The organism is Cupriavidus sp. FW305-27, from assembly GCF_058787995.1.
Window position 1 is genome coordinate 94,324 of record NZ_JBYTAG010000002.1, and the last position, 20,957, is coordinate 115,280.

Here is a 20,957-nt window from a genome sequence, read left to right on the forward strand (position 1 = left end):
GATGGATCGCAGAGACAACTGGCGCGGCCAGCCATGGCACGAGAGCGCGGTGCCTGAAGCCGATATGCGCAGTCACTACGTGGGCGCCTACGGGGTCTACGACTATGACGAGCCGGTGGACCCGGACGAGTCTGGCGGGCGCCGCGGGGCGTGGGAATGGCGGCCGGAGCGCTTGCCGCCGGACGCGCCGGCGCCGCGCGCCCGGGGCCAGACCGATCCTTACCGCCAGTTCACCGGCTACAACGAGCGCATGGATCTCTACCGGGGCGGGCCGCAGCGGGCGCGTCCGGTGGGGCCGCGCAATTACCAGCGCACGGACGAGCGCATTCTCGAAGACCTGTGCGAGCAGCTCTCGCGCAACGCGCGGCTGGACCTCAACGATGTCGAAGTCCGGGTCGAGCAGGGCGTGGTGACGCTGGAGGGCAGTGTGCCGGACCGGCTGCAGAAGTACCGGATCGAGGATATTGCCGACGAGGTTTTCGGCGTGAAGGATCTGGTCAACCACTTGCACGTGGCGCGCACTGGCGCAGCGCAAGCGCATCCGGGCCACGGCATGCGTACCTACTGAGGCGTTGTTCCCACGGACGGGAGAGTGCGCGCATGACCGGTTCCCCGAACCCAGCCAATCACCGTGGCAATGCCGCGACGGCAGCGGATATGGCGCTGCAGGCGGCCCTGTGCTCGCGCCTGTGGGACGCCGGCCTCGACGTGAGCGAGGTTGCCGTGGACGTGGCGCAAGGCCGCGTGACGCTGCGCGGCGCGATCGGCGCGCAGGCCGACTGCGATGCAGTCGAAGCCTGCGTCCGCGGCTGTGACGGTGTGCGCGAGATCGTCAATCGCATCCAGGTTGCGCCGGACCGCACCGGCGGATGAGCGTCCGTGCAAGCGACAAGGCGGCCACTTCAGAGCCCGTAAGGCCAGGTCTCCGGCGCGCCCGGCGCGGGCTCCGCCGGCAGCGCCGGAACCGCGCGCGTACGGTCGAACCACAACAGCAGATCGAATTGCCGCGGCAGCGTGGCGCGCGCATAGTGGCTCTGCAGTTCGGTCTCGGGGCGGTAGATCACCCCGATAAAGCGCTCTTGCCGTGCCGGCATCAGCAGCTGACGCACTTCGGCCTGCACGCCGCCGTTGGCGCCGCCGGACGGACCCCGCAGGTCGATCCAGGCTTGCGCATGGCCGGCCGCATGGAACAGATGCTCGTAGCTGTCGGCACGGGCAGGGCGCACTTGCTTGATTTCCATCGGGCCGTCCCACGATGTCGCCGCGGCGACGGTGCCGTCGTAAGTGCTCAAGCCAACCAGCGCGGCGTCGTCGCCGAAGGACTCGCGGCACAGCTGGCCGATACTCAGCTGCCCCTGGCTGGCGCCCATCTCGGTCTGCGAAGCATCCCCGATATGCGAGTTGTGCGCCCATACCACCGCGCGCGCTTGCGGGCCATGCGCCTGCAGCAGATGCGCCAGGGTTTCAAACATATGTGTGTCGCGCAGGTTCCAGCTGTCGTCGCTGCCGTGATACATCACGCGGTAGTAGCGCTCGGCTGAAGCGACCAGGCGCGCGTTCTGCGCGGCATCGAGAAAGTCCTCGTGACCCGCCCGGGCATAGGCCAGCCGTTTGTCCAGCAGCGCCTGCAGCTGTGCGACGACGGCATCCTCGCAGTCGGCATGCGTGCCGTGCAGCACGGCACGCCCATAGCGCGCCGGATCCCGGCCCCACGGTTCCAGGCAGCCATAGCGCTCGCGCGCCGCTCGGGCGGCCTGTGGATCTACGCCCTCCAGGTAGGCCAGCACTGCAGCCATGGAAGCGCGCAGGCTGTAGATATCGAGGCCGAAGAATCCAGTGCGCTGCGCAGGCGCCAGGGTTTCATTGTGCGTGTGCAGCCAGCGGATAAAGCGCGCCACCTCCAGGTTGCGCCACATCCAGACCGGGAAGCGTGTAAAGGCTGCGCCGGGCGATTCGGCCGGCTGTGGCGGGCGGCCGCGCACGTGGCGGTCGACTGCCGCGGCATCTGGCCAGTCTGCCTCGACCGCGATGATGCGGAAGCCGTGCCGGGCCACCAGGTGCGCTGTCAGGGCAGCGCGGGCATGATAGAACTCGGCGGTGCCGTGCGTACTTTCGCCCAGGAGCACCACGCGGTGTCGGGCCAGCAAATCGGCCAGCACGCCGGTGGCATTGGCAAACGGACCGCGGAACGGGCTTGCCGCCGGGTCGTCGATGGGCGGCAATGGAACCGCCGCGGCCGCAATCGCGGCGGCGGCGCGGGGGGCAGCCCGGTGGTGTGGCATCTCGCATCGGTATCCGGGATTAGCAGCGCCGGAGTCTTCAGCGGGGCCTGACGAGTGGCCGGCGATCAGCCCGGAATGGTGCGCGGGTCGTGGCCGAAGCTGCTGCGCGAGCGGATCTGCCCGTCGCGGCCGTGGATCAGCAACTCGACGTGCTCGCTTTGCGCCTTCGTGGTGCCGGCCGCAACCGCTTCTTCCTGGGTGGCGTGGTGCGATTCCGCATAGCGCGCACCCTCGTGGATCACATCCCAGCCTTCGTCGTGCGGTACGACGTGTATGTTGCTGCCCATGTCGGGTCTCCTCGATGATCGGTGCTTTCATTGTGGCGCATCTGCGCGCGCTGTCTATCCGGCGCCGTCTGACAGCCGCAAAGGGCACCGGGTTCCACTTTTCGATGGAAATCCCTGGTTATTTGTCGGGCCTCTTGTAAGCTGGACTTGGATCGCAAAAAGAGGAGCGGACCATGCGTGCAAGATTTGCCAGGGGGCTGACGCAGTCGCCGGTGACCGTGGTGGCCCGGGCGTTCGACGGAGAAGCGGTGCGCACTCCCCAGGTGGGCGACCTGGTGACGGTGTATAGCCAGGATCAGGACACCGAATTCAATATCCGCCTGTGCGAGGCCGTCGAGCCCGGCCGCTGGCGCGGCGTGGTCTACGCGATCGGCCGCGGACAGGACGTGCTGGTCACCGCCGAAGGGCTGGAGATCGACGACGTGGTCGAGGTGATGCGCGAGGAAATCGCCTCCGTCATCCCCTGCGGCCGATCCCACTGAACGCTGCACCCCGTGGGTGCGGACATTCCGGTTTTGAAGACGCCTGCGGCCCGGTTCAGGCCGGCCGCGCGGGCTGCCTTGGCACACCCAGCCACATGGCCAGGCCGCTGGCCAGCAGCAGCGCCGCCAGCAGGTAGAGGGCATGGTCCAGGCTGCCGGTCCGGGTCTTGATCTGTCCAATCACCCACGGGCTGACGATGCCGCTGGTGATGCCGATGCTGCTGATGAAGGCGATGCCGGCGGCCGTGCCCGCGCCCGGCAGGTAGCTGGGCGGCAGCGACCAGAACACCGGCAGCGCGGCAAAGATCAGCACCGCGGCCACCGACAGGATGGCCAGCATCAGCGCCAGGCTGGGCAGGTGCAGGGTCAGCGCCGCCAGGGCCAGCGCGCCGCCTGCCGTGCACAGCAGGAAGTGGCGGTGGCGCTCGCCGGTGCGGTCGGAGTGGCGCGCGATCAGGAGCAGGCCGACCGCGCCCACGGCATTGGGTACCACCGAATACAGGCTGACCGACATCACGTCGGTGATGCCGAAGTCGCGGATCATCAGCGGCATCCAGAAGCTCAGCGCCAGCGAACCACAGGTCAGCGAAAAATAGATAAACGCGAACAGGTACACGCGCGGGTTGCGCAGAACCTGCCGCAACGCGTGCAGCGAATGGCCGCCGGCATGTGCTTGCGCGGCCGTGTCGCGCGCCAGGTGGGCACGTTCGCCGTCGGTCAGCCAGCTGGCCTGCTGCGGGCCATCAACCAGGCAGCGCGCGGCCAGCAGGCCCAGCAGCACCGCGGGCGCGCCCTCGATCGCAAACATCCACTTCCAGCCCTGCAGCCCGAGCACGCCGGCCATGTCGCGCATGATCCAGCCGGACACCAGCCCGCCCAGCACACCCGCCACCGCCACGCCGGCAAAGAAGATCGCCATCACCGCGGCGCGGCGGCGCGCCGGGAACCAGTAGGTCAGGTAGAGCACGATGCCGGGGAAGAAACCGGCTTCGAACACGCCCAGCAGGAAGCGCAGCGTATAGAACTGCGCCGGGGTGGAGACGCCCATCATCGCCACCGAGGCCAGGCCCCACAGCACCATGATGCGCGTGAACGTGCGCCGTGCGCCAAAGCGCGCCAGCAGCATGTTGCTGGGCACTTCGCACAGCACGTAGCCGACGTAGAAGACCGCGGCGCCCAGGCCGTACATGGCGTCGCTGAAGCCCAGGTCCTGCTTCATCTGCAACTGGGCGAAGCCGATGTTGATGCGGTCCAGGAACGACACCACGTAGCAGACGAACAGGAACGGGATGATGCGCAGCCAGACCTTGCGGTAGAGCGCATCCTCATCGTGCGCAGCCAGTGCTGCGGGAGGCAGGGTGGGGGACGTCAGGCTGGATAGGGACGAAAGATCCCCTGAGACCGGATGGCTCATGAACGTTGTCTCCGTACGGTGGTGGCTGCGGCGGCGGGCAGCCGGAGGGTTCCGCCAGTGGGCAGCGTCTTGCGCGCGTTGGCCCGCGATGGTGCCGGGAAAAGAACAGGACAGGCGCGGCGGTACCGCGCCTGTGTCAGGTCAGGCTGGCGTGGTGGCCGGCATTTCGGTCACGCCTTCGCGCGCGGCGGCCATGGCGGCCAGGAGCACATCGTGGTCGCCGATATGGTTGGCCAGCAGCAGGATCAGCTGCGCATTGGCGGCCTGGCTTTTTGCCTCGTCGAGGTCGCGGTGCATCTCGATCAGCGCTTCGTAGAAGTCGTCGGGCCGCGCCAGGTTGGGTTGGGTGTTGAGCGTATTGGGCATGGGAGTCTCCGCGGTGCAGGTCTGGCCGGTCTCAGGCGGCCATGCGGCCGGGCTGCGGGGCGCGCAGGTCGGCACCGGTGGCACGCGCCAGCGCGGCGCGGATCGCGGCCGGGTCGGGGTGGTGCCAGCGGGCGCAGACATGCTGGTCCGGGCGGACCAGGTAGCAGGTGCCGGGCGTGGCACCGTAGCGCGCGGCGGCCAGGCCCTCGTCGTCGCGCAGCACGGTGGCATTGGTGCAGGTCACCGCCGGCTGCGCGGCGTCGGTCACGTAGACCAGCCGCAGCGGCACGCCGCTGTCTTTCAGCGCGGCGAGGCCGGCGAGCGTGGCTGCATCGATGGTGTCAGGGCTGCCGAACACCAGCACCGTGAAGTCCCCGCCCAGGTGCGACAGCAGCCAGCCCGCGCCCTGCGCGCCGGATACCGGCGCGTCGCAGCAGACCGCGCCAGGCACCAGCTTGCAGGCATAGTCCTGGGCATCGTCAGCGGTGTTCAGCGGCGAATCCTGCAGCACCGCGGGCACCGACAGCCGCCCGCTGTTGACCAGGGTGCGCGCAAACGCATGGCGCCTGGACAGGGTCAGCACCGCATCGCGGAACACGCGGCTGACCGCGCTCTTGGGCGTGATGAAGTCGGTGGAACGTGTGGAGTTGCGCAGGTTCTCGTCGGCGGCGTATTCGCGCTCGCTGGCGTAGGTGTCCAGCAGCTTGTCGCAGGCATGGCCCTGCAGCACATAGGCCAGCTTCCAGGCCAGGTTCTCGGCGTCCTGGATGCCGCTGTTGGCGCCACGCGCGCCGAACGGCGACACGCCATGCGCGGCATCGCCGGCGAACAGGATATTGCCGTGGCGGAAACTGTCCATGCGAAGGCAGGAGAACGTATAGACGCTGACCCATTCCAGCTCGAACTTCACGTCCTTGCCCAGCAGCGCCTGCACCCGCGGGATCACGCGCTCCGGCGTTTTCTCCAACTCCGGGTCGGCGTCCCAGCCGAGCTGGAAGTCGATGCGCCAGACGTTGTCCGGCTGGCGGTGCAGCAGCACCGACTGGTTCGGGTGGAAGGGCGGGTCGAACCAGAACCAGCGCTCGCTCGGGAAATCCGCTTCCATCTTCACGTCGGCAATCAGGAAGCGGTCGCGGAAGGTGCGGCCCTTGCTGTCCAGGCCCAGCAGCTTGCGCATCGGGCTGCGCGAACCGTCGGCGGCCACCACGTAGCGCGCCGCCAGCGGGTAGCTGCCGTCAGGCGTCTCGATGGTCAGTATCACGCCGTCCTCGGAGGTGCCGCGCTGTTCCAGCCCGACCACCTTGTTGCGCCAGCGGATCTCGATATTGGGCAGCGCCTGCGCGCGCTCCAGCAGGTAGCCTTCGAGGTAGTACTGCTGCAGGTTGATGAAGGCAGGGCGGCGGTGGCCGCTCTCGGGCAGCAGGTCGAAGCTGTAGACCTGCTGGTCGCGCAGGAACACCTTGCCGACGTGCCAGCGCACGCCCTTGTCGACCATGCGCTCGCCGCAGCCAAGCCGGTCGAAGATATCCAGCGTGCGCTTGGAAAAACAGATTGCTCGCGATCCGGTGGACAGCGTGCAGTCGTCATCCACCAGCACCACGGCCACGCCGCGCTGCGCCAGGTCGATGGCGGTGGCCAGGCCGACCGGCCCGGCGCCGACCACGACGACCGGGTGGACGGCCGGATCGGCCCCTTTCTGTTGCTCGGCGCAGGGCTGGTACTCGAACGACAGCCGCTGGTAATCGATGCTGCTCATGCCTGTGTCTCCATCCATAGCTTGTTGCCCGACTTATTCTTTTTGGAGGTCAGTCCTGCAGTGCGGCCCACATTTCCTTGTCGCGCTGGGCCGTCCAGATGCGCGGGTGGCGGACGCCGCTGGCCTCGTCATAGGCGCGCGAGACGTCGAAGGGCAGGCAGTGCTCGTAGATAAAGACCTGGCCAAACTTGGGGTCCATCGCGCGCCGGGTGTGCGCCATCGCGGCCTTCAGGTCGAGCTTCTCGGCCACGGCTTCCTTGCCGGCCTGGAACAGCGTGGTGACGAAGTCCTTGGTGTAGGCGATACCCTTGTCCACTTCCTCCGGCGTGGTCAGCGCGGGGCCGCGGCCGGGCACCAGCTTTTCCGGCTTGAGTGCCTGCAGCGCGTCCAGCGTGGCCGGCCAGTCTTCCAGCTGGGCGTCGCCGCAGTAGCAGGCGGCGTCGTACTCGACCAGGTCGCCGGAGAACAGCACCTTCTGCTGCGGCAGCCAGACCACGGTGTCGCCCTTGGTATGGCCCGAGCCCAGGTGGGCGATGCGCACTTCCAGCTTGCCCAGGAACAGCGTGATTTCCTTCTCGAACACCAGCGTCGGCCAGGTCAGGCCGGGCACGGTCTCGACGCCGGCGAACAGGCGCGGGAAGCGCTCGATCTCGGACTTCATGTCGGCCTCGCCGCGCTCGACGATCATCTCGTAGGTGCCGCGGCTGGCGATGACCTGCTGCGCGCCTTCGGCGAAGTAGGCCGACGCGCCCAGCACGCGCACCGCGTGGTAGTGCGACAGCACCACGTACTTGATGGGCTTGTCGGTGATGGTGCGGATGCGGGCGATCAGGTCCTGCGCCATGGCCGGCGTGGCGGTGGTGTCGACGATCAGTACGCCATCGTCGCCGATGACCACGCCTGAATTGGGATCGCCTTCGGCGGTGTAGGCCCAGGCGTTCTCTGACAGTTGGGTGAAGGTGACCTGCTTGGCTTCCAGGTCGGCCTGCGATGCGAATGCCTTGGACATGACGTCTTTCCTTTGTGTGGGGAGGCGAGACGGCACCGGCACGATGGCTGCGTTGCGCTGGCCGCGGGCTGTCTCGCCCCGTTTCTATGGATGTCTGACGGCGTGAGTCGCCGTGTTCGGACGGGGTAGTGCAATCTTAGGAAACGTTAAAAAATTAATCAATAGCGAAATGATTAGTCTATGACAAATAATTGAGACATGCCGCGAACGCCATCGGAGGCAGGTGGAGTTTGTTCGGGTAAACCCCCGTGCGCACGGCAACGGGAGGCGTTCGATTAATATCCGGGTTTTCCGATCACACAGGATGGCAATGGCCAGGCGCAAGGCTGGGGAAGCAGGAACGCAGGCGGACGAGCCCGCTGCGCGTGCCGACAAGGCGCAGCGCGGCATCCAGAGCGTGGAGGTGGGCGGGCGCCTGCTGGTGGCGCTGGCGGTCGCGCGCGCGCCAATGCCGCTGGCCGCGCTGGCCGAGGCGGCGCAGCTGGCGCCGGCCCAGGCGCATGCCTACCTGGTCAGCCTGACGCGGCTGGGCCTGATCAAGCGCGACCACCTCTCCGGCCGCTACGAGCCCGGGCCGCTGTCGCTGCAGCTGGGCATGCTGCACCTGGAGCAGGACGCCGCCTGGCGCGCCGCGCAGCCCCGGGTGGATGCGCTGGCGCAGGCGTCCGGATTCAGCGTGGCAATCAGCATTGCCGGGCCGCAGGGCCCGACCATCGTGCGCTATGTGCCGGCCAGCGCGCCGCTGCATGTCAACCTGCACGTGGGCACGGTGATGGCACTGGCCGCCACGGCCACCGGGCGCGTGTTCTGTGCCTTCCAGCCGCCGGCACTGTGGCAGCCGCTGTGGCGCGCACAGCAGCCGGGCGCGGCCGAGTCCGACCTGGCCGCCTTCAGCGCCAGCCTGGGAGAAATCCGAGCGCGCGGCATCGAGCGCAGCATCGACACGCCCAGCCCGGCTGTCAGCAGCCTCAGCGTGCCGGTGCTGGACGCCGCTGGCGTGCTGCGGCTGGTGCTGACGCTGGTGGGATCGACCGGTGCCATCGAGGTGGACTGGCGCGGCGCTGCGGCGCAGGCCCTGCTGGCCGCGGCGGCGGACATCGGCGCCGCGCTGCGCGATGAAGAGGGGCGCCTGGCATGAGCAGCGCGACCGAAGCCCAGCAAGACCTGGAAGGCGGCAAGCCGCAGCGCGGCATCCAGTCGCTGGACAGCACCGGCCAGCTGCTGGTGGCGCTGGTGGCTGCCGGCCGGCCGCTGGCGCTGCGCGACCTGGCGCTGGCCGCGGGCATGCCGCCGGCCAAGGCGTTCCCGCATCTGGTCAGCCTGCAGAAGACCGGCCTGCTGGCGCGCGATGCCGCGGGCAACTACCTGTGCGGACCGCTGGGACTGGAACTGGGGCTGATCGCGCTGCAGCGGCTGTCGCCGACGCGTGAGGCGGAACCGGAGGTGATCGAGCTGGCCGGCGCCACCGGCCTGAGCGTGGCCATGGCAGTGCTGGGGCCGCTGGGGCCCACGGTGGTCCGGCTGGAGGAATCGGCGCGGCCCCAGCACGTAAGCCTGCGCGTGGGCACGGTGCTGTCGCTGGTCCATACCGCGATTGGCCGCACCGCCGCTGCGTACCTGCCAGCCAACGTGCTGGCGGGCTTGCTGGAAAAGGACGATTTGCGCATGGCCGGCGCTGCCGCGGCCGAAGTGCTTGAACCCGGCGGCAAGCTGGCGCCGGCCTACGCCGGGCGCCTGGCGCAGGTGCGCGCGGCCCGGCTCGACAATGCGCTGAGCCACCCGGTGCCGGGCATCGACACGCTGGCGGCGCCGGTATTCGACCACACCGGCAGCCTGGTGCTGGTGATCGCCGTGATGGGCTCGAGCGGCAGCTTTGACAGCAGCACCGCGGGCGCCACTGCCGCGCTGGTGCGGCAGGCGGCGCGCCGGCTGTCGTGGCGCTTCGGCGCGCCGGACACGGCCTGGGCTCAGGCTATCAGTTGTCCAGCTTGATGTTGGCCGACTTGATCAGGCTGTCCCACTTCTCGAACTGCGCGCGGATATAGCTGCCGAACTGCGCCGGCGTGGCGGGGAAGGGCACGGTGCCCTGGCTGGCCAGCCTGGCGGCCAGGTCAGGCTGCTTCAGCGCCGCCACGATCTCGCCGTTGAGGCGGTCGATCACTGCCTTGGGCGTGCCGGCCGGCGCGGCCACGCCAAACCACGCGGTCAGCTCGTAGCCGGGCACGCCGGCGGCGGCCAGCGTGGGCACGCCTGGGAGCTGGTCAGAGGGTTTCTGCGTCGTCACCGCCAGCGCGCGCACGCGGTTGTCGCGGATATACGGCAGCGCGGTCGAGACGCTGTCGAACATCATGGTGATGCGCCCGCCGATCAGGTCGGTCATCGACGCGGCGCTGCCCTTGTACGGAATGTGCGTGATATTGACAGCCGCCAGGTGGGTGAAGAGCTCGCCCGCCAGGTGCGACGACGAGCCGTTGCCGAACGAGCCATAGGTCAGCTTGCCCGGCTCCTTGCGCGCCAGCGCCAGCAGCTCCTGCACGGTGCGCGCCGGCACGCTGGGATGCACCACCAGCACGTTGGGCAGGTAGGCGACCGAAGCCACCGGCGCGAAGTCCTTCAGCGGATCGTAGCCAGGCTTGTCATAGAGGCTTTTGTTGACCGCCAGCGAGCCGAAGGTGCCGAACAGCAGCGTATAGCCGTCGGCCGGGGCCCGCGCCACCGCGATGGCCGCCAGGTTGCCGCCGGCGCCGGGCCGGTTGTCGATCACCACCGGCTGGTGCAGCCGCGCCGACAGTGCGTTGCCGATCTCGCGCGCCAGCAGGTCGGTGGCGCCGCCGGGCGGAAAGGGCACCACCAGCCGCACCGGCTTGTCGGGATAGTCCGCCAGCGCGGTACCGGCGGCCGTGGCCGCGAACGCAAATACCAGCCCCGCGGCTGCACGCCTGATCCAACCCTGCATCGCTGTCTCCTTTCTGTGATCTGTTGCGATGGAATGGCCGTCAGTGTGTCGCAGCGCCGGCAGGCGCGTGTTTGGAATTGGCGAAGGTCGGGTTCGGTGCCGGAACGGGTCATTCCGGCGGGCGCAGCCGGGCGATGGTGCCGAACAGCGTTTCCAGCTCCACCGGCTTGACCAGGTGTGCGTCGAAGCCGGCGGCCTCGGTACGCTGCCGGTCCGCCGGCTGGGCGAAGCCGGTCAGCGCCACGAAGCGCGTCAGCTCGGTGCCGGCCACGAGGCGCATGGCGCGCACCACTTCGAAGCCGTCCATGCCGGGCATGGCCAGGTCGATCAGCGCGATATGCGGGCGGCAGCGGGGCGCCACATGCAGGGCCTCGGCGCCGTCGTAGGCAATGGTCACCTCGTGGCCGCATATCTCGAGCAGCATGGCCAGGCTGTCGGCGGCGTCGCGGTTGTCGTCGACCAGCAGGATGCGCTGCGCTTGCAACTCGGGTGCGACCGGACCCTGGGCCGGCAGTGCGGCTCCTGGCCGGGGGTCCTCCTTGTGCGAGGCCGTCAGCGGCAGCCGCAGCGTGAAGGTGCTGCCTTGTCCCGCCCCGGCACTGGCGGCAGAGATGGTGCCGCCATGCAGCTCAACCAGTGACCGGCACAGCGACAGGCCGATGCCCAGCCCGCCATGCAAGTCGGTGCCCGGACGGCTTTCCTGCATGAACAGGTTGAAGATCTCGTCGATGGCCTGGGGCCCGATGCCACAGCCCTGGTCCATTACCTGGACCTGCAGTGTGCGGTTCTGGATGGTGGTGGCGATCGTCACCGACGAGCCGGGCGGCGAGAATTTCGATGCATTGAGCACCAGGTTCTGCATGACCTGCACCAGCCGCGTCTTGTCGGCACGCATTGGGATCGAGCCGGCATGGGTCCGCACTTCGACGCACTGCGACTTGGCATCCAGCGCCGGCTGCGCTGCCTCGACGCCGAGCGCGATGATCTCGTTGAACTCGACCGGCTCCATGCGCAGCTCGATCCGGCCGGAGGTGATGCGCCCGATGTCGAGCAGGTCGTCCACCAACCGGCTCAGGTGGGTCACCTGGCGCTCGATCATGGCCAGGCTCCGGTTTGCCAGCACCGCATCCTCCGGCGCCAGCCGCATCGCCGCGAGCGCGCTGTGCACCGGCGCCAGCGGATTGCGCAGTTCATGCGAAAGGGTGGCCAGGAACTCATTCATGCGCTGGCTGGAGCGTTCCAGCTCTTCGCGGCGGCGGCGCTCGCTCATGTCCCGCGTCACCTTGGCAAAGCCGCGCAGCGTGCGTGACTCGTCGTATACCGCTGTCAGGGTGACATTGGCCCAGAACAGCGACCCATCCTTGCGCACGCGCCAGCCTTCGTCTTCCACGCGCCCGACGCGCTGCGCCAGTGCCAGGTGCCGTGACGGCTTGCCAGCGGCAACATCCTCCTGCGGATAGAACACCGAGAAATGACGGCCGATGATCTCGTCGCGGCGGTAGCCCTTGATATAAGAGGCACCGGAATTCCAGCTGACGATATGGCCGCCGGGATCGAGCATGAAGATCGCGTAATCCTTGACCCCCTCCACCAGCAGCCGCAGGGTTTCTTCGCTCTGGTGCAGGGCCTCGGCGGCGCGGCGCCGCTCGGTCATGTCCCGCGTGACCTTGGCGAAGCCGATCAGCCGGCCCTCGGCGTCCTTCAGGGCGGTGATGACGACATTGGCCCAGAAGCGGCTGCCGTCCTTGCGCACGCGCCACCCCTCGTCCTCGAACCGGCCCTGTTCGGCCGCGGCCTTCAGTTCGGCTTGCGGCCAACTCCGGGCGATCGCATCCGGCGTGTAGAACTGCGAGAAATGCTTGCCCAGGATCTCCTCGCGGGCATAGCCCTTGATGCGCGCCGCGCCCTTGTTCCAGCTGGAGACATGGCCGCCGACGTCGAGCGTGAAGATGGCGTAGTCCTGCACGGAGTCCACCAGGGTCTGGTAAGGCACATCGGGCAGGTCGGCCCGGATCTCTTGCGAACGCCCGCCCGATGGCTCGCCAGCGTCGGGGCGAGGTACGCTTCCGGCGGGTTGCTGCGGGTCCTCGGGGGGTCTTGTCATGGCATGTCCTGAACGGCGTCCTGCCGGCGTGGCCCGCCAGCGCATCCGGTGCTGGTCTTGTAGCAAGGATACCCCGCAAGCAGCCTGGCAGGGCCAATGGCCGGGGATGCCGGTGGCCCCGGCAGCGCAGGTCCGGATCAGAAGCTTCTGTACTGCAAATCAGAATGTGCGGATTGTCTGGGGAAACTGGCTCCATAGAATGGTTGCACAAGGGCTTTCAGCTCTTCCATCCAGAGGCGCCAATGACACAGTTAGACGAATGCCACCTGCCGTGCGACGGCATGCCGTGCAGCGCAGATTGCCAACTGGCCCGCTTCTGCCTGGGAGGCGCACGGGGCTTGCCGGGCGGCGCCCGTGGCTTCCACCGCACGGTGCGCCTGCGCAAGGGCCAGTGCCTGTACCTGCTGGGCGACCCCGTGACCTCGCTCTACGCAATCCGCGTCGGCACAGTCAAGACCCACGTGACCACGGAAGACGGCCGCACGCAAGTGGTCGGCTTCCACTTCCCCGGTGACCTGGTCGGGCTGGACAGCCTCGCGCATCCGCACTATGCGTCCTACGCCACCGCGCTGGAAGACACCAAGCTGTGCATGCTCGGCATGGACGCGCTGCGCGGCGCCGCCGCCGGCATGCCGGAGCTTGCCAACCAGCTGTTCCTGGCGCTCGGCGGACAGGCGCAGCGCGCACGCGCGCTGCAGACCATGCTGGCGCTGATGACCGCCGAAGAGCGGCTGGTGACCTTCCTGCTGTGGATGGCTGAAGGCTTTGCGGCGCGCGGCTTCTCGTCCTCGGAGTTCGTGCTGCGCATGAGCCGGGAGGAAATCGGCAGCTATATCGGCCTGACGCTGGAAACAGTCAGCCGGCAGTTCTCGCGGCTGGCGGACTGCGGGCTGATCCGGGTGAGGCACCGCACCATCTCGCTGCTCGACAAGCCCGCCTTGCGGGCCATCGCCGAGCGCCCGATGATCTCCGCGCACGCGCCTGCGTGCGATCGGCAGGTGCCCCGGCGCGGCCCGCACGATGCCCGCCGGCTTGCACCGCGCACGGCCGGTGGCCAGGCTGTGGCAGCCGAATGACCAAGCCCGGCCAGCACGAACATGCAACACCGGCCGGCACCGCGGCTGAAGAGACGGCCAGCGACCTGGTCGGCGAGAGCCTGCGGGAAATCACGGACCTGAACCTCTCCTACCTGCTGCTGGTGCAGCGGCTGATGCGCGAGAACGAGCCCGAGGCCCTGTTCCGGCTTGGCATCGAGCGCGAAGTGGGCCGTGTGCTGGCCGCGCTCACGCCGCAGCAGATGGTGGCACTGGCGCGCTCCAACCTGGTGCTGTGCCGTTTCAGGCTGGAAGACAGCATGCTGGTGGCCGCGCTGACCGGCGCCGAGCCGCTGCATGCCCTGCAGAACATGCACGCGGCCATCGTGATGGCCGCGCAGCGCGGGTAGTGGAACCAAAATCGGAGGCTGTATGACGGGCAAAGCGATGACGCAAGTCGAATGGAAGCGGATGGCGCTCGACCGCGGCCGCAGGGGGGACCACCCGCCCGGGCCAACCCGCATGGAACTCTCTGGCACGCTGCAGATGCAGGATATTGTCCAGGCACTGGGGGCGGAGCCCGATGAGCAGCGCTGTGTCGAGGCAGGCCTCGAGGTGCTTGCGATGGCCGGGCACCCGCCTGCGCGCGCCGTGGTGTCGATGGACCACGGGCGGCCGCCGGCGCTGGAATTCTATGTCGATGCCGCTGTGCCGACCTGCTGCGAACTGGACTGCACCGTGCAGCACGCGATCGCCAGCCGTTTCACCAGCGTGCTGCCGCCGGGCCTGGCAGTCACGGTGCTGCCGCTGGCCGCTTATGCACAGGAAGCCACCGACGAAGTCAAGGCGTTTGACGCGGATACCTTGCGCACCTGTGCCCGCGAACTGCTGGGCCGCGGCGGGGAGATGAACCAGCGCCTGGCGGTGGTGTGCGCCTACCTGTCGGCGCTGCATGGCGCGCAGGCCGTTGCCGAGCAGCTTGGCTACCTTGAGCAGAGCCTGCTTGCGCGGGGCCAGGAGGCCTTGTCCTGGCGCCTGCGCCGGCACCGCAGCGTGGAAGGGCGGGAGCTGGCGCAGGCATTGGAAGGACTATCCCGCGCCGCGGCTGGCGCCCTGTATGAGTTCGGCGCCAGTTACAGCGCTGCGCGCGCCAGCTATCAGCTGGAGCAGATGCAGCGTGTCCATGACCGGATCGCGCGCTTTCGCGACACCTGCCGGCACGGCGGGCGCTGCCCCGAGCCCCGGCACGCCGTGTGCGCGGACACGGCGTACTGAGTCGCGGCAATCAGATGCCGGCCATGCAGGTGTACTTGATGACCAGGTAATCCTCGATGCCGTAGTGCGAGCCCTCGCGGCCCACGCCAGACTGCTTGACGCCGCCGAACGGCGCCACCTCGTTGGAGATCAGGCCGGTATTGACGCCCACCATGCCGTATTCCAGGCGTTCGGAGACGCGCCAGACCCGGCCCAGGTCGCGGGCATAGAAGTAGCTGGCGAGGCCAAACTCGGTGTCGTTGGCCATGGCGACGACGTCATCCTCGGTTTCGAAGCGGAACAGCGGTGCCAGCGGGCCGAAGGTTTCCTCGCGCGCGACCAGCATGCCGGCGCCGACGTCGGCCAGTACGGTCGGCTGGAAGAAAGAATGCCCCAGCGCATGGCGCTGGCCGCCCTGCAGCAGGCGCGCGCCCTTGCCGAGCGCGTCGGCGATATGCTCTTCCACCTTGGCCACGGCCTTGTCGTCGATCAGCGGGCCGATGCGCACGCCATCTTCCATGCCGTTGCCGACCTTCAGGGCCGCTACTGCCGCCACCAGCTTCTGCGCAAACGCCTCGTACACGCCCGTCTGCACGTAGATGCGGTTGGCGCAGACGCAGGTCTGCCCGGCATTGCGGTACTTGGACACGATCGCGCCTTCAACCGCCGCGTCCAGGTCGGCATCGTCGAACACGATAAAGGGCGCATTGCCGCCCAGCTCCATCGACACCTTCTTGATCGTCGACGCGGTCTGGGCCATCAGCACGCGGCCAACCTCGGTCGATCCGGTGAAGGTGAGCTTGCGCACCAGCGGGTTGCTGCTCATCTCGCCGCCGATGGCGCCGGCCGAGCCGGTCACCACCGACAACACCCCGGCCGGAATGCCCGCGCGCTCGGCCAGGGCCACCAGCGCCAGCGCTGTCAGCGGGGTTTGCGATGCCGGCTTGAGCACCATGGTGCAACCTACCGCCAGGGCCGGGCCGGCCTTGCGCGTGATCATGGCGGCGGGGAAGTTCCACGGCGTGATGGCTGCGCATACCCCCACCGGCTCCTTGGTCACGACTATGCGCTGGTTGCTGACCGGCGCCGGGATGGTGTCGCCATAGACGCGCTTGCCTTCCTCGGCAAACCATTCGATAAACGAGGCCGCGTAGGCGATTTCGCCGCGCGCTTCGGCGATCGGCTTGCCCTGTTCGGCGGTCATGATGCGCGCCAGATCTTCCTGGTTGGCCATGATCAGTTCGAACCATTTGCGCAGCAGCGCCGAGCGCTCCTTGGCGGTGCGGGCGCGCCATGCCGGCAGCGCGCGGTTGGCGGCTTCGATGGCCTGGCGGGTTTCATCGGCGCCCAGTTGCGGGACCTGTCCCACGCGCTCGCCGGTGGCCGGGTTGGTGACGTCGATGCGGCGCTCGCCGTCGACCCAGCGGCCGTCGATATAGCACTGCTGCCGCAGCAGCGAGGAGTCCTGGAGGTTCAGCATGGTTGTCTCGGTGGATGCCGGCGGTGCCGGACGTCTTGTGGAAGCCTGAGACAACGATTGTAATCCGGCGGTCTAGGTTGAGGTCTCTGGCGGACCGGCAGGTGCTTCGATACCCCAGTCGCCGTACTCCAGCCAGTCGTCGCCGAGCAGTTCAATCGGGTGCTGCGTGCGGCTGGAGCCGTTGCCGCAGCCCATGTCGTCTACGGAGCAGTACTTGTCGCAGCCCCAGCAGATGCGCTCGGGGTGGCGGGGATGAAGGGGAAATTTCTTGGCCATGGCTTGCGGTTGGGAACTGCTGAGACGATTATGCCCACACCCGCAAGCCGTCGATTTGCGCAACCGCAAGCACAAGTCAGCCGGGAGCCATCCCGCTCAGTCCCATCCGTCGGCATCCAGCCGGGTCCAGCGGTCGGGCGCCTCGCCATCGGGCGAGGCCAGCAGCAGTGTCTGGCCGCAGTGCGCGCAACGGTACACAAACGCATTCTGGCCGCTGGCGGTGCGCAAGGTCGCCGACATCACCAGCCTGGGATGCGGCGGCACGTGGCCCGGCCGGTCCAGCTGCGACTCGCACAGGTCGCATATAGACATCATTGTTTTCCTCCGCACGATCCCGGCGTAGCAAGAATGCTGTGGTGCAGCATTCGCTTTTCCAGTATAGCGGCGGATCGATAGTGCCGTTGGGCGATGGCGGGCGGCTATTCGCCAAGGAACTCTGCCACCACTTCGAGCCCTTCAATGTGATCGGCAACCACCTTGGCGATGGTGATCAGCGGGATGGCGAGCAACATGCCCCATACGCCCCAGAGCCAGGTGAACAGGAGCAGTGCAACAAATACGGCCACCGCGTTCATGCGCGCCATGCGGCCGGTCATCCAGGTGGTGACGACCGACCCGATCAGCGTGGCGATCAGCAGCGATCCGACCGTTGCCGCGGCTGCCATGCCGAGCGTGCCGAACTGCATGAAGGTCACCACCCCCAGGCAGACCGCGATTGCCAGGGCGCCGAAGTAGGGCACCAGGTGCAGCGCCGCGGCCGCGATTGCCCAGCTGCCGGCGTTGTGCACGCCCAGCCACTTGAGCAGCAGCCAGGTACAGGCGCCCAGGGCCGTATTGGTCACCAGCAGCATGCCCATGTAACGGCGGATGGAGCGGTTGACCTCGTCCAGCATGTGCACGCTGATCTTCTTCTCGGAAATGGTATGCCCGACCATCTTGATGAACTTGCGCTTGAAGGTATCGCCGGCCAGCAGCAGGAAGTACAGCAGGAAGACCACTACCACTGCCTGTCCGGCCATGGTGAAGATGCTGACCGAGCCGGCCAGCAGCATGTTGTGGATCTGGGCGGGCGCTTGCTCCACCACCACCTGCGTGCCGCGTGCGGGCGGGGGCTGGCCTGTGCCGCTGAGGACGGTGGCGGCGCGACGTACCTTCTGCCACATGGAATCGTCGCCGCTCATCAGCGCGCCGACCGAGCGCGACAGCTTGCTGGCCGTCTCGGGCAGGCTGTTGACGATCGATTCCACCTGCCCCTGCAGCAGGTAGGCGCCGCTGAGCAGGGCGCTCAGCACGGCCAGCAACACCACGGTGCCCGCCAGCGCGCGCGGCAGGCCCAGCCGCTGCAACGCGCAGACCAGCGGGTCCAGCAGGTAGGCCAGGACGATCGCGAGCACCACCGGAATGAGGAATTCGCGTGCGATATGCACGGCGTACAGCGAAAAGAGCGTCGCCAGCACCACCAGTGCCACGCTGGCACGGTGCAGCGAGGCGGTGACGGCATCGGCCGGCACGACTGAGTCAGCCATCTCCGCCATCGTGCGGGACCCGGCGGCGCCCTCGGTGTCGGCGCCGGCATGCGGGCTGCCGTCGGCGGGCAACGGAACGGGCGAAGCAGGGGGCAGCGAAGAAGGCGCGGAATCGGGAATGGTCGACATAGTCGGGCGCCCTGGCAAAAGGCCTGGCGCTGCTATGAAGATAGCTGGCCGGCAGGCTGCGGCTGTCGGACGCCGCCGCCTGCGCATGTCAGACAAGCTCGGCAGCGAGGCGCCTTACAAGCGACACCGCCCGGCCGGCAGCATGGCGCTGCACGACCGGGCGGTACGGTGACTGCGGGCGGGAGCGCGCAGGCTCAACCTGTCACCGTCTTGGTTTCAAGGAACTCGGCAATGCCTTCGGGGCCGTATTCACGCCCGTTGCCGGACGTCTTGTAGCCGCCGAACGGTGCGGTGAGGTCCATTGTCGCGCCGTTGATGCGCACGCTGCCGGCGCGCAGGCGAGCGGCCAGCTTGCGTGCCCGCGCCGCGTCGGCCGACGCGATGTAGGCGGCCAGGCCGAACTCGGTGTCATTGGCGATTGCCACCGCCTCTTCTTCTGAGTCGTACGGCAGCAGGCATATCACCGGCCCGAAGATCTCTTCGCGCGCGATGGTCATGTCATTGCGCACGTCGGCAAAGATGGTCGGGCGCGCATAGAAGCCGCGCTGCAGCCCGTCGGGGCGGCCGGGGCCGCCTGCGGCCACGCGCGCGCCTTCCTCGATGCCCACCCCGATGAGGCGCTGCACCTTGTCGTACTGGCCGCGGTTGGAGATCGGGCCCATCTTGGTTTCGGGGTCGGACGGGTCGCCCACCTTGACCGCGTTGGCGACGGCGGCGGCAATCTGCACGGCCTGCTCATAGCGCGAGCGCGGCACCAGCATGCGCGTCGGCGCGATGCAGGTCTGTCCGGTGTTGACCGTGCACTGCGCCACGCCGCTGGTCACCGCCGCCTGCAGGTCGGCATCGTCCAGGATGATCATCGGCGACTTGCCGCCCAGCTCCTGCGCCACGCGCTTGACCGTGGGCGCGGCGCTGATGGCCACTTCCACGCCGGCGCGGGTCGAGCCGGTGATCGACACCATGTCGACGTCGCGATGCGACGACAGCGCGGCCCCCACCGCGCGGCCCTCGCCATAGATCATGTTGAAGACACCCGGCGGCGTACCCGCGGCATCCATGATCTCGGCGAAGATCCGGGCGTCCAGCGGCGCGATCTCGGATGGCTTGAGCACCACGGTGCAACCCGCCGCCAGCGCCGGCGCCACCTTGGCCGCGATCTGGTTCAGCGGCCAGTTCCACGGCGTGATCAGCGCCGCCACGCCGATGGCCTCGCGCAGGATGCAGCTGTTGCCGCGGGTGGTTTCGAACTCGAAGTCGCGCAGCGCCTGCAGCGTTGCCTGCAGCTGTGCCAGGCCGATCGCGGCCTGCAGATTGGTGGCCAGCGTAATCGGTGCGCCGATCTCCTGGCGCACCGCCTGCGCCAGGTCGCCCATGCGCGCCTGGTAGGCGGCGATGATGCGCTCAAGCAGGGCGATGCGTGTTTCACGCGTGGACACCGACCAGGCCGGGAAGGCTGCGCGCGCCGCGCCCACGGCCTGGTCCACGTCCGCCGCGGTGCCCATGGCGAGCGTGCCCGCGACCGCTTCGGTGGCAGGATCGATGATGTCGGCCTGGGTCGCGCCCGCTGCGGGCTGCACCCACTTGCCATTGATATAGAACTTGTCGACGATGTTCATGCCGGTTGCCTCGGATTGTCTTTGGGTGGGGACGGTCAGACCGGGCGGTCGCCGATGATGGTGGCGCGGTTCATATGGCGCACGGCCGGGAAGTAATCCTGCACCGCGTAGTGTTGCGTGGAGCGGTTGTCCCAGAGCGCGATGGTGTCCGGCTGCCAGCGCAGGCGCACCTGGTACTCTGGCGCGGCGGCCTGGCGGTACAGGTACTGCAGCAGGTCCAGTTCGGCCGGGCGGTAGTCGGAGCCGATGCGATATGGCGCTTCCTTGACGAAGTTGGCGAAATGCGTGGTGAAGGCTTCGTTGACGAACAGGATCTTTTCGCCGGTTTCCGGGTGCGTGCGTACCACCGGGTGCACCATCGGCGGATACTTGGCGCGCATCTCCGCGTATTTTTCTTCGTTCAGCGCCGAGCCGAAGGTCGGCATGGCGTCGTGCACGGCCTTCAGGTTGGCGATGCGGGCCTTCATGTCCTGCGGCAGGTTTTCATAGGCCGCGGCCATATTGATCCACATGGTATCGCCGCCGACCTCCGGGCACTCCACGCAGCGCAGCATCGAACCCATCGACGGGATCTCACGCCAACTAACGTCCGAGTGGTAAAGGTTCTCGCGCCCGCGCGTCGTGCCATCGCGCCCGAATACAACCAATTCGGGATGTTCCGGGTGGTTGGTAAACATCGGATGCACTTCCAGCTCGCCGAAGCGGCGCGCCACGGCCACGTGCTGGGCTGGCGTGATTGCCTGCTTGCGGAAGAACAGCACCTTGTACTTCAGCAGTGCGCGGCGCAGTGAGAGATAGGTGTCGTCGTCCAGCGGCTCGCGGAAATCGATGCCTTCGACATCGGCGCCGATCGTCGGCGTGCAGCGGCGCACGGCAAAGGGAAAGGCTTCATTGTCCAGCGCGCGGTAGGCTTCCGGGCTGATGGTGGTTGCGGCAGTGGCTTGCATGGGGTGTCTCCTCGGTGTAGTGGTTGCCGATGCAGGGGG

22 protein-coding genes are annotated in these 20,957 nt (G+C 68.1%); 8 read left to right on the plus strand and 14 right to left on the minus strand.

What is annotated here, in order from left to right; translation table 11 throughout:
* The first annotated feature begins 1 nt into the window (after position 1).
* Together AC3WRI_RS01395 and AC3WRI_RS01400 are read left to right on the plus strand one after the other, a co-directional pair.
* Positions 2 to 568, plus strand: a complete 567-nt coding sequence (locus tag AC3WRI_RS01395; protein ID WP_492292400.1) for a BON domain-containing protein — start codon at positions 2 to 4, stop codon at positions 566 to 568.
* A 32-nt stretch (positions 569 to 600) separates the two neighbouring features.
* On the plus strand, positions 601 to 873 hold the full coding sequence (locus AC3WRI_RS01400; RefSeq protein WP_010814538.1) for a BON domain-containing protein: 273 nt from the start codon (positions 601 to 603) through the stop codon (positions 871 to 873).
* Between the two features lie 29 nt (positions 874 to 902).
* Here AC3WRI_RS01400 and AC3WRI_RS01405 read toward each other — a convergent pair whose 3' ends face one another.
* Together AC3WRI_RS01405 and AC3WRI_RS01410 are read right to left on the minus strand one after the other, a co-directional pair.
* Positions 903 to 2,222 carry an erythromycin esterase family protein gene (locus AC3WRI_RS01405; protein WP_305728164.1) on the minus strand — a complete coding sequence of 440 codons (1,320 nt, stop codon included), beginning with the start codon at positions 2,220 to 2,222 and terminating at the stop codon, positions 903 to 905.
* A gap of 125 nt (positions 2,223 to 2,347) precedes the next feature.
* The gene (locus AC3WRI_RS01410; protein ID WP_010814536.1) at positions 2,348 to 2,569 is read right to left on the minus strand and encodes a DUF2188 domain-containing protein; all 222 of its coding nucleotides are present in this window, start codon (positions 2,567 to 2,569) and stop codon (positions 2,348 to 2,350) included.
* 173 nt (positions 2,570 to 2,742) lie between these two features.
* On the opposite strand from AC3WRI_RS01410, the gene AC3WRI_RS01415 reads away from it, so the two are divergent.
* Positions 2,743 to 3,051, plus strand: a complete 309-nt coding sequence (locus AC3WRI_RS01415) for a hypothetical protein (RefSeq protein WP_010814535.1) — start codon at positions 2,743 to 2,745, stop codon at positions 3,049 to 3,051.
* Positions 3,052 to 3,106: 55 nt separating this feature from the next.
* Here AC3WRI_RS01415 and AC3WRI_RS01420 read toward each other — a convergent pair whose 3' ends face one another.
* The 4 genes from AC3WRI_RS01420 to AC3WRI_RS01435 all read right to left on the minus strand — a co-directional run bounded on the left by AC3WRI_RS01420 (position 3,107) and on the right by AC3WRI_RS01435 (position 7,596).
* A complete protein-coding gene (locus tag AC3WRI_RS01420; RefSeq protein WP_010814534.1) occupies positions 3,107 to 4,465 on the minus strand; it encodes an MFS transporter in 1,359 nt (452 codons plus the stop codon).
* 141 nt (positions 4,466 to 4,606) lie between these two features.
* Complete coding sequence (locus tag AC3WRI_RS01425) at positions 4,607 to 4,831, minus strand: DUF2783 domain-containing protein (RefSeq protein ID WP_010814533.1); 225 nt, start codon at positions 4,829 to 4,831, stop codon at positions 4,607 to 4,609.
* Positions 4,832 to 4,862: 31 nt separating this feature from the next.
* Positions 4,863 to 6,587, minus strand: a complete 1,725-nt coding sequence (locus AC3WRI_RS01430) for an FAD-dependent oxidoreductase (RefSeq protein WP_058696808.1) — start codon at positions 6,585 to 6,587, stop codon at positions 4,863 to 4,865.
* A 49-nt stretch (positions 6,588 to 6,636) separates the two neighbouring features.
* On the minus strand, positions 6,637 to 7,596 hold the full coding sequence (locus AC3WRI_RS01435) for an MBL fold metallo-hydrolase (protein ID WP_010814531.1): 960 nt from the start codon (positions 7,594 to 7,596) through the stop codon (positions 6,637 to 6,639).
* Positions 7,597 to 7,906: 310 nt separating this feature from the next.
* On the opposite strand from AC3WRI_RS01435, the gene AC3WRI_RS01440 reads away from it, so the two are divergent.
* Positions 7,907 to 8,734 (plus strand): IclR family transcriptional regulator, encoded by an 828-nt coding sequence (locus tag AC3WRI_RS01440; RefSeq protein WP_010814530.1) that lies wholly within the window; start codon positions 7,907 to 7,909, stop codon positions 8,732 to 8,734.
* Complete coding sequence (locus AC3WRI_RS01445) at positions 8,731 to 9,588, plus strand: IclR family transcriptional regulator (protein ID WP_492292402.1); 858 nt, start codon at positions 8,731 to 8,733, stop codon at positions 9,586 to 9,588. Before AC3WRI_RS01440 ends, AC3WRI_RS01445 begins: the two co-directional genes overlap by 4 nt.
* Here AC3WRI_RS01445 and AC3WRI_RS01450 read toward each other — a convergent pair.
* Together AC3WRI_RS01450 and AC3WRI_RS01455 are read right to left on the minus strand one after the other, a co-directional pair.
* Positions 9,572 to 10,552 carry a Bug family tripartite tricarboxylate transporter substrate binding protein gene (locus AC3WRI_RS01450; RefSeq protein WP_010814528.1) on the minus strand — a complete coding sequence of 327 codons (981 nt, stop codon included), beginning with the start codon at positions 10,550 to 10,552 and terminating at the stop codon, positions 9,572 to 9,574. The two genes, AC3WRI_RS01445 and AC3WRI_RS01450, sit on opposite strands and share 17 nt — an antisense overlap.
* 109 nt (positions 10,553 to 10,661) lie before the next feature.
* Positions 10,662 to 12,656 (minus strand): PAS domain-containing hybrid sensor histidine kinase/response regulator, encoded by a 1,995-nt coding sequence (locus tag AC3WRI_RS01455; protein WP_011617299.1) that lies wholly within the window; start codon positions 12,654 to 12,656, stop codon positions 10,662 to 10,664.
* 242 nt (positions 12,657 to 12,898) lie between these two features.
* On the opposite strand from AC3WRI_RS01455, the gene AC3WRI_RS01460 reads away from it, so the two are divergent.
* The 3 genes from AC3WRI_RS01460 to AC3WRI_RS01470 are packed head-to-tail and all read left to right on the plus strand — an operon-like array spanning position 12,899 to position 14,965.
* The gene (locus AC3WRI_RS01460) at positions 12,899 to 13,732 is read left to right on the plus strand and encodes a helix-turn-helix domain-containing protein (RefSeq protein ID WP_136227868.1); all 834 of its coding nucleotides are present in this window, start codon (positions 12,899 to 12,901) and stop codon (positions 13,730 to 13,732) included.
* Entirely contained in the window at positions 13,729 to 14,100 is a 372-nt protein-coding gene (gene flhD / locus AC3WRI_RS01465) for a flagellar transcriptional regulator FlhD (protein ID WP_492292404.1), read from the plus strand. Before AC3WRI_RS01460 ends, flhD begins: the two co-directional genes overlap by 4 nt.
* A gap of 22 nt (positions 14,101 to 14,122) precedes the next feature.
* Complete coding sequence (locus tag AC3WRI_RS01470; RefSeq protein ID WP_492292406.1) at positions 14,123 to 14,965, plus strand: hypothetical protein; 843 nt, start codon at positions 14,123 to 14,125, stop codon at positions 14,963 to 14,965.
* Positions 14,966 to 14,975: 10 nt separating this feature from the next.
* On the opposite strand, the gene gabD is transcribed toward AC3WRI_RS01470, so the two are convergent.
* The 6 genes from gabD to AC3WRI_RS01500 all read right to left on the minus strand — a co-directional run bounded on the left by gabD (position 14,976) and on the right by AC3WRI_RS01500 (position 20,918).
* Positions 14,976 to 16,424, minus strand: a complete 1,449-nt coding sequence (gabD, locus tag AC3WRI_RS01475) for an NADP-dependent succinate-semialdehyde dehydrogenase (RefSeq protein WP_011617296.1) — start codon at positions 16,422 to 16,424, stop codon at positions 14,976 to 14,978.
* A gap of 72 nt (positions 16,425 to 16,496) precedes the next feature.
* Positions 16,497 to 16,700 carry a DUF3079 domain-containing protein gene (locus AC3WRI_RS01480; protein ID WP_041688119.1) on the minus strand — a complete coding sequence of 68 codons (204 nt, stop codon included), beginning with the start codon at positions 16,698 to 16,700 and terminating at the stop codon, positions 16,497 to 16,499.
* A 96-nt stretch (positions 16,701 to 16,796) separates the two neighbouring features.
* On the minus strand, positions 16,797 to 17,012 hold the full coding sequence (locus AC3WRI_RS01485; protein WP_010814521.1) for a hypothetical protein: 216 nt from the start codon (positions 17,010 to 17,012) through the stop codon (positions 16,797 to 16,799).
* Positions 17,013 to 17,119: 107 nt separating this feature from the next.
* Positions 17,120 to 18,355 (minus strand): AI-2E family transporter, encoded by a 1,236-nt coding sequence (locus AC3WRI_RS01490; RefSeq protein ID WP_010814520.1) that lies wholly within the window; start codon positions 18,353 to 18,355, stop codon positions 17,120 to 17,122.
* 194 nt (positions 18,356 to 18,549) lie between these two features.
* Positions 18,550 to 19,971 carry an aldehyde dehydrogenase family protein gene (locus tag AC3WRI_RS01495; protein WP_454750252.1) on the minus strand — a complete coding sequence of 474 codons (1,422 nt, stop codon included), beginning with the start codon at positions 19,969 to 19,971 and terminating at the stop codon, positions 18,550 to 18,552.
* A gap of 35 nt (positions 19,972 to 20,006) precedes the next feature.
* Positions 20,007 to 20,918: a TauD/TfdA dioxygenase family protein gene (locus AC3WRI_RS01500; RefSeq protein WP_010814518.1), complete on the minus strand. Its 912-nt coding sequence runs from the start codon at positions 20,916 to 20,918 to the stop codon at positions 20,007 to 20,009.
* Between the last annotated feature and the right edge of the window lie 39 nt (positions 20,919 to 20,957).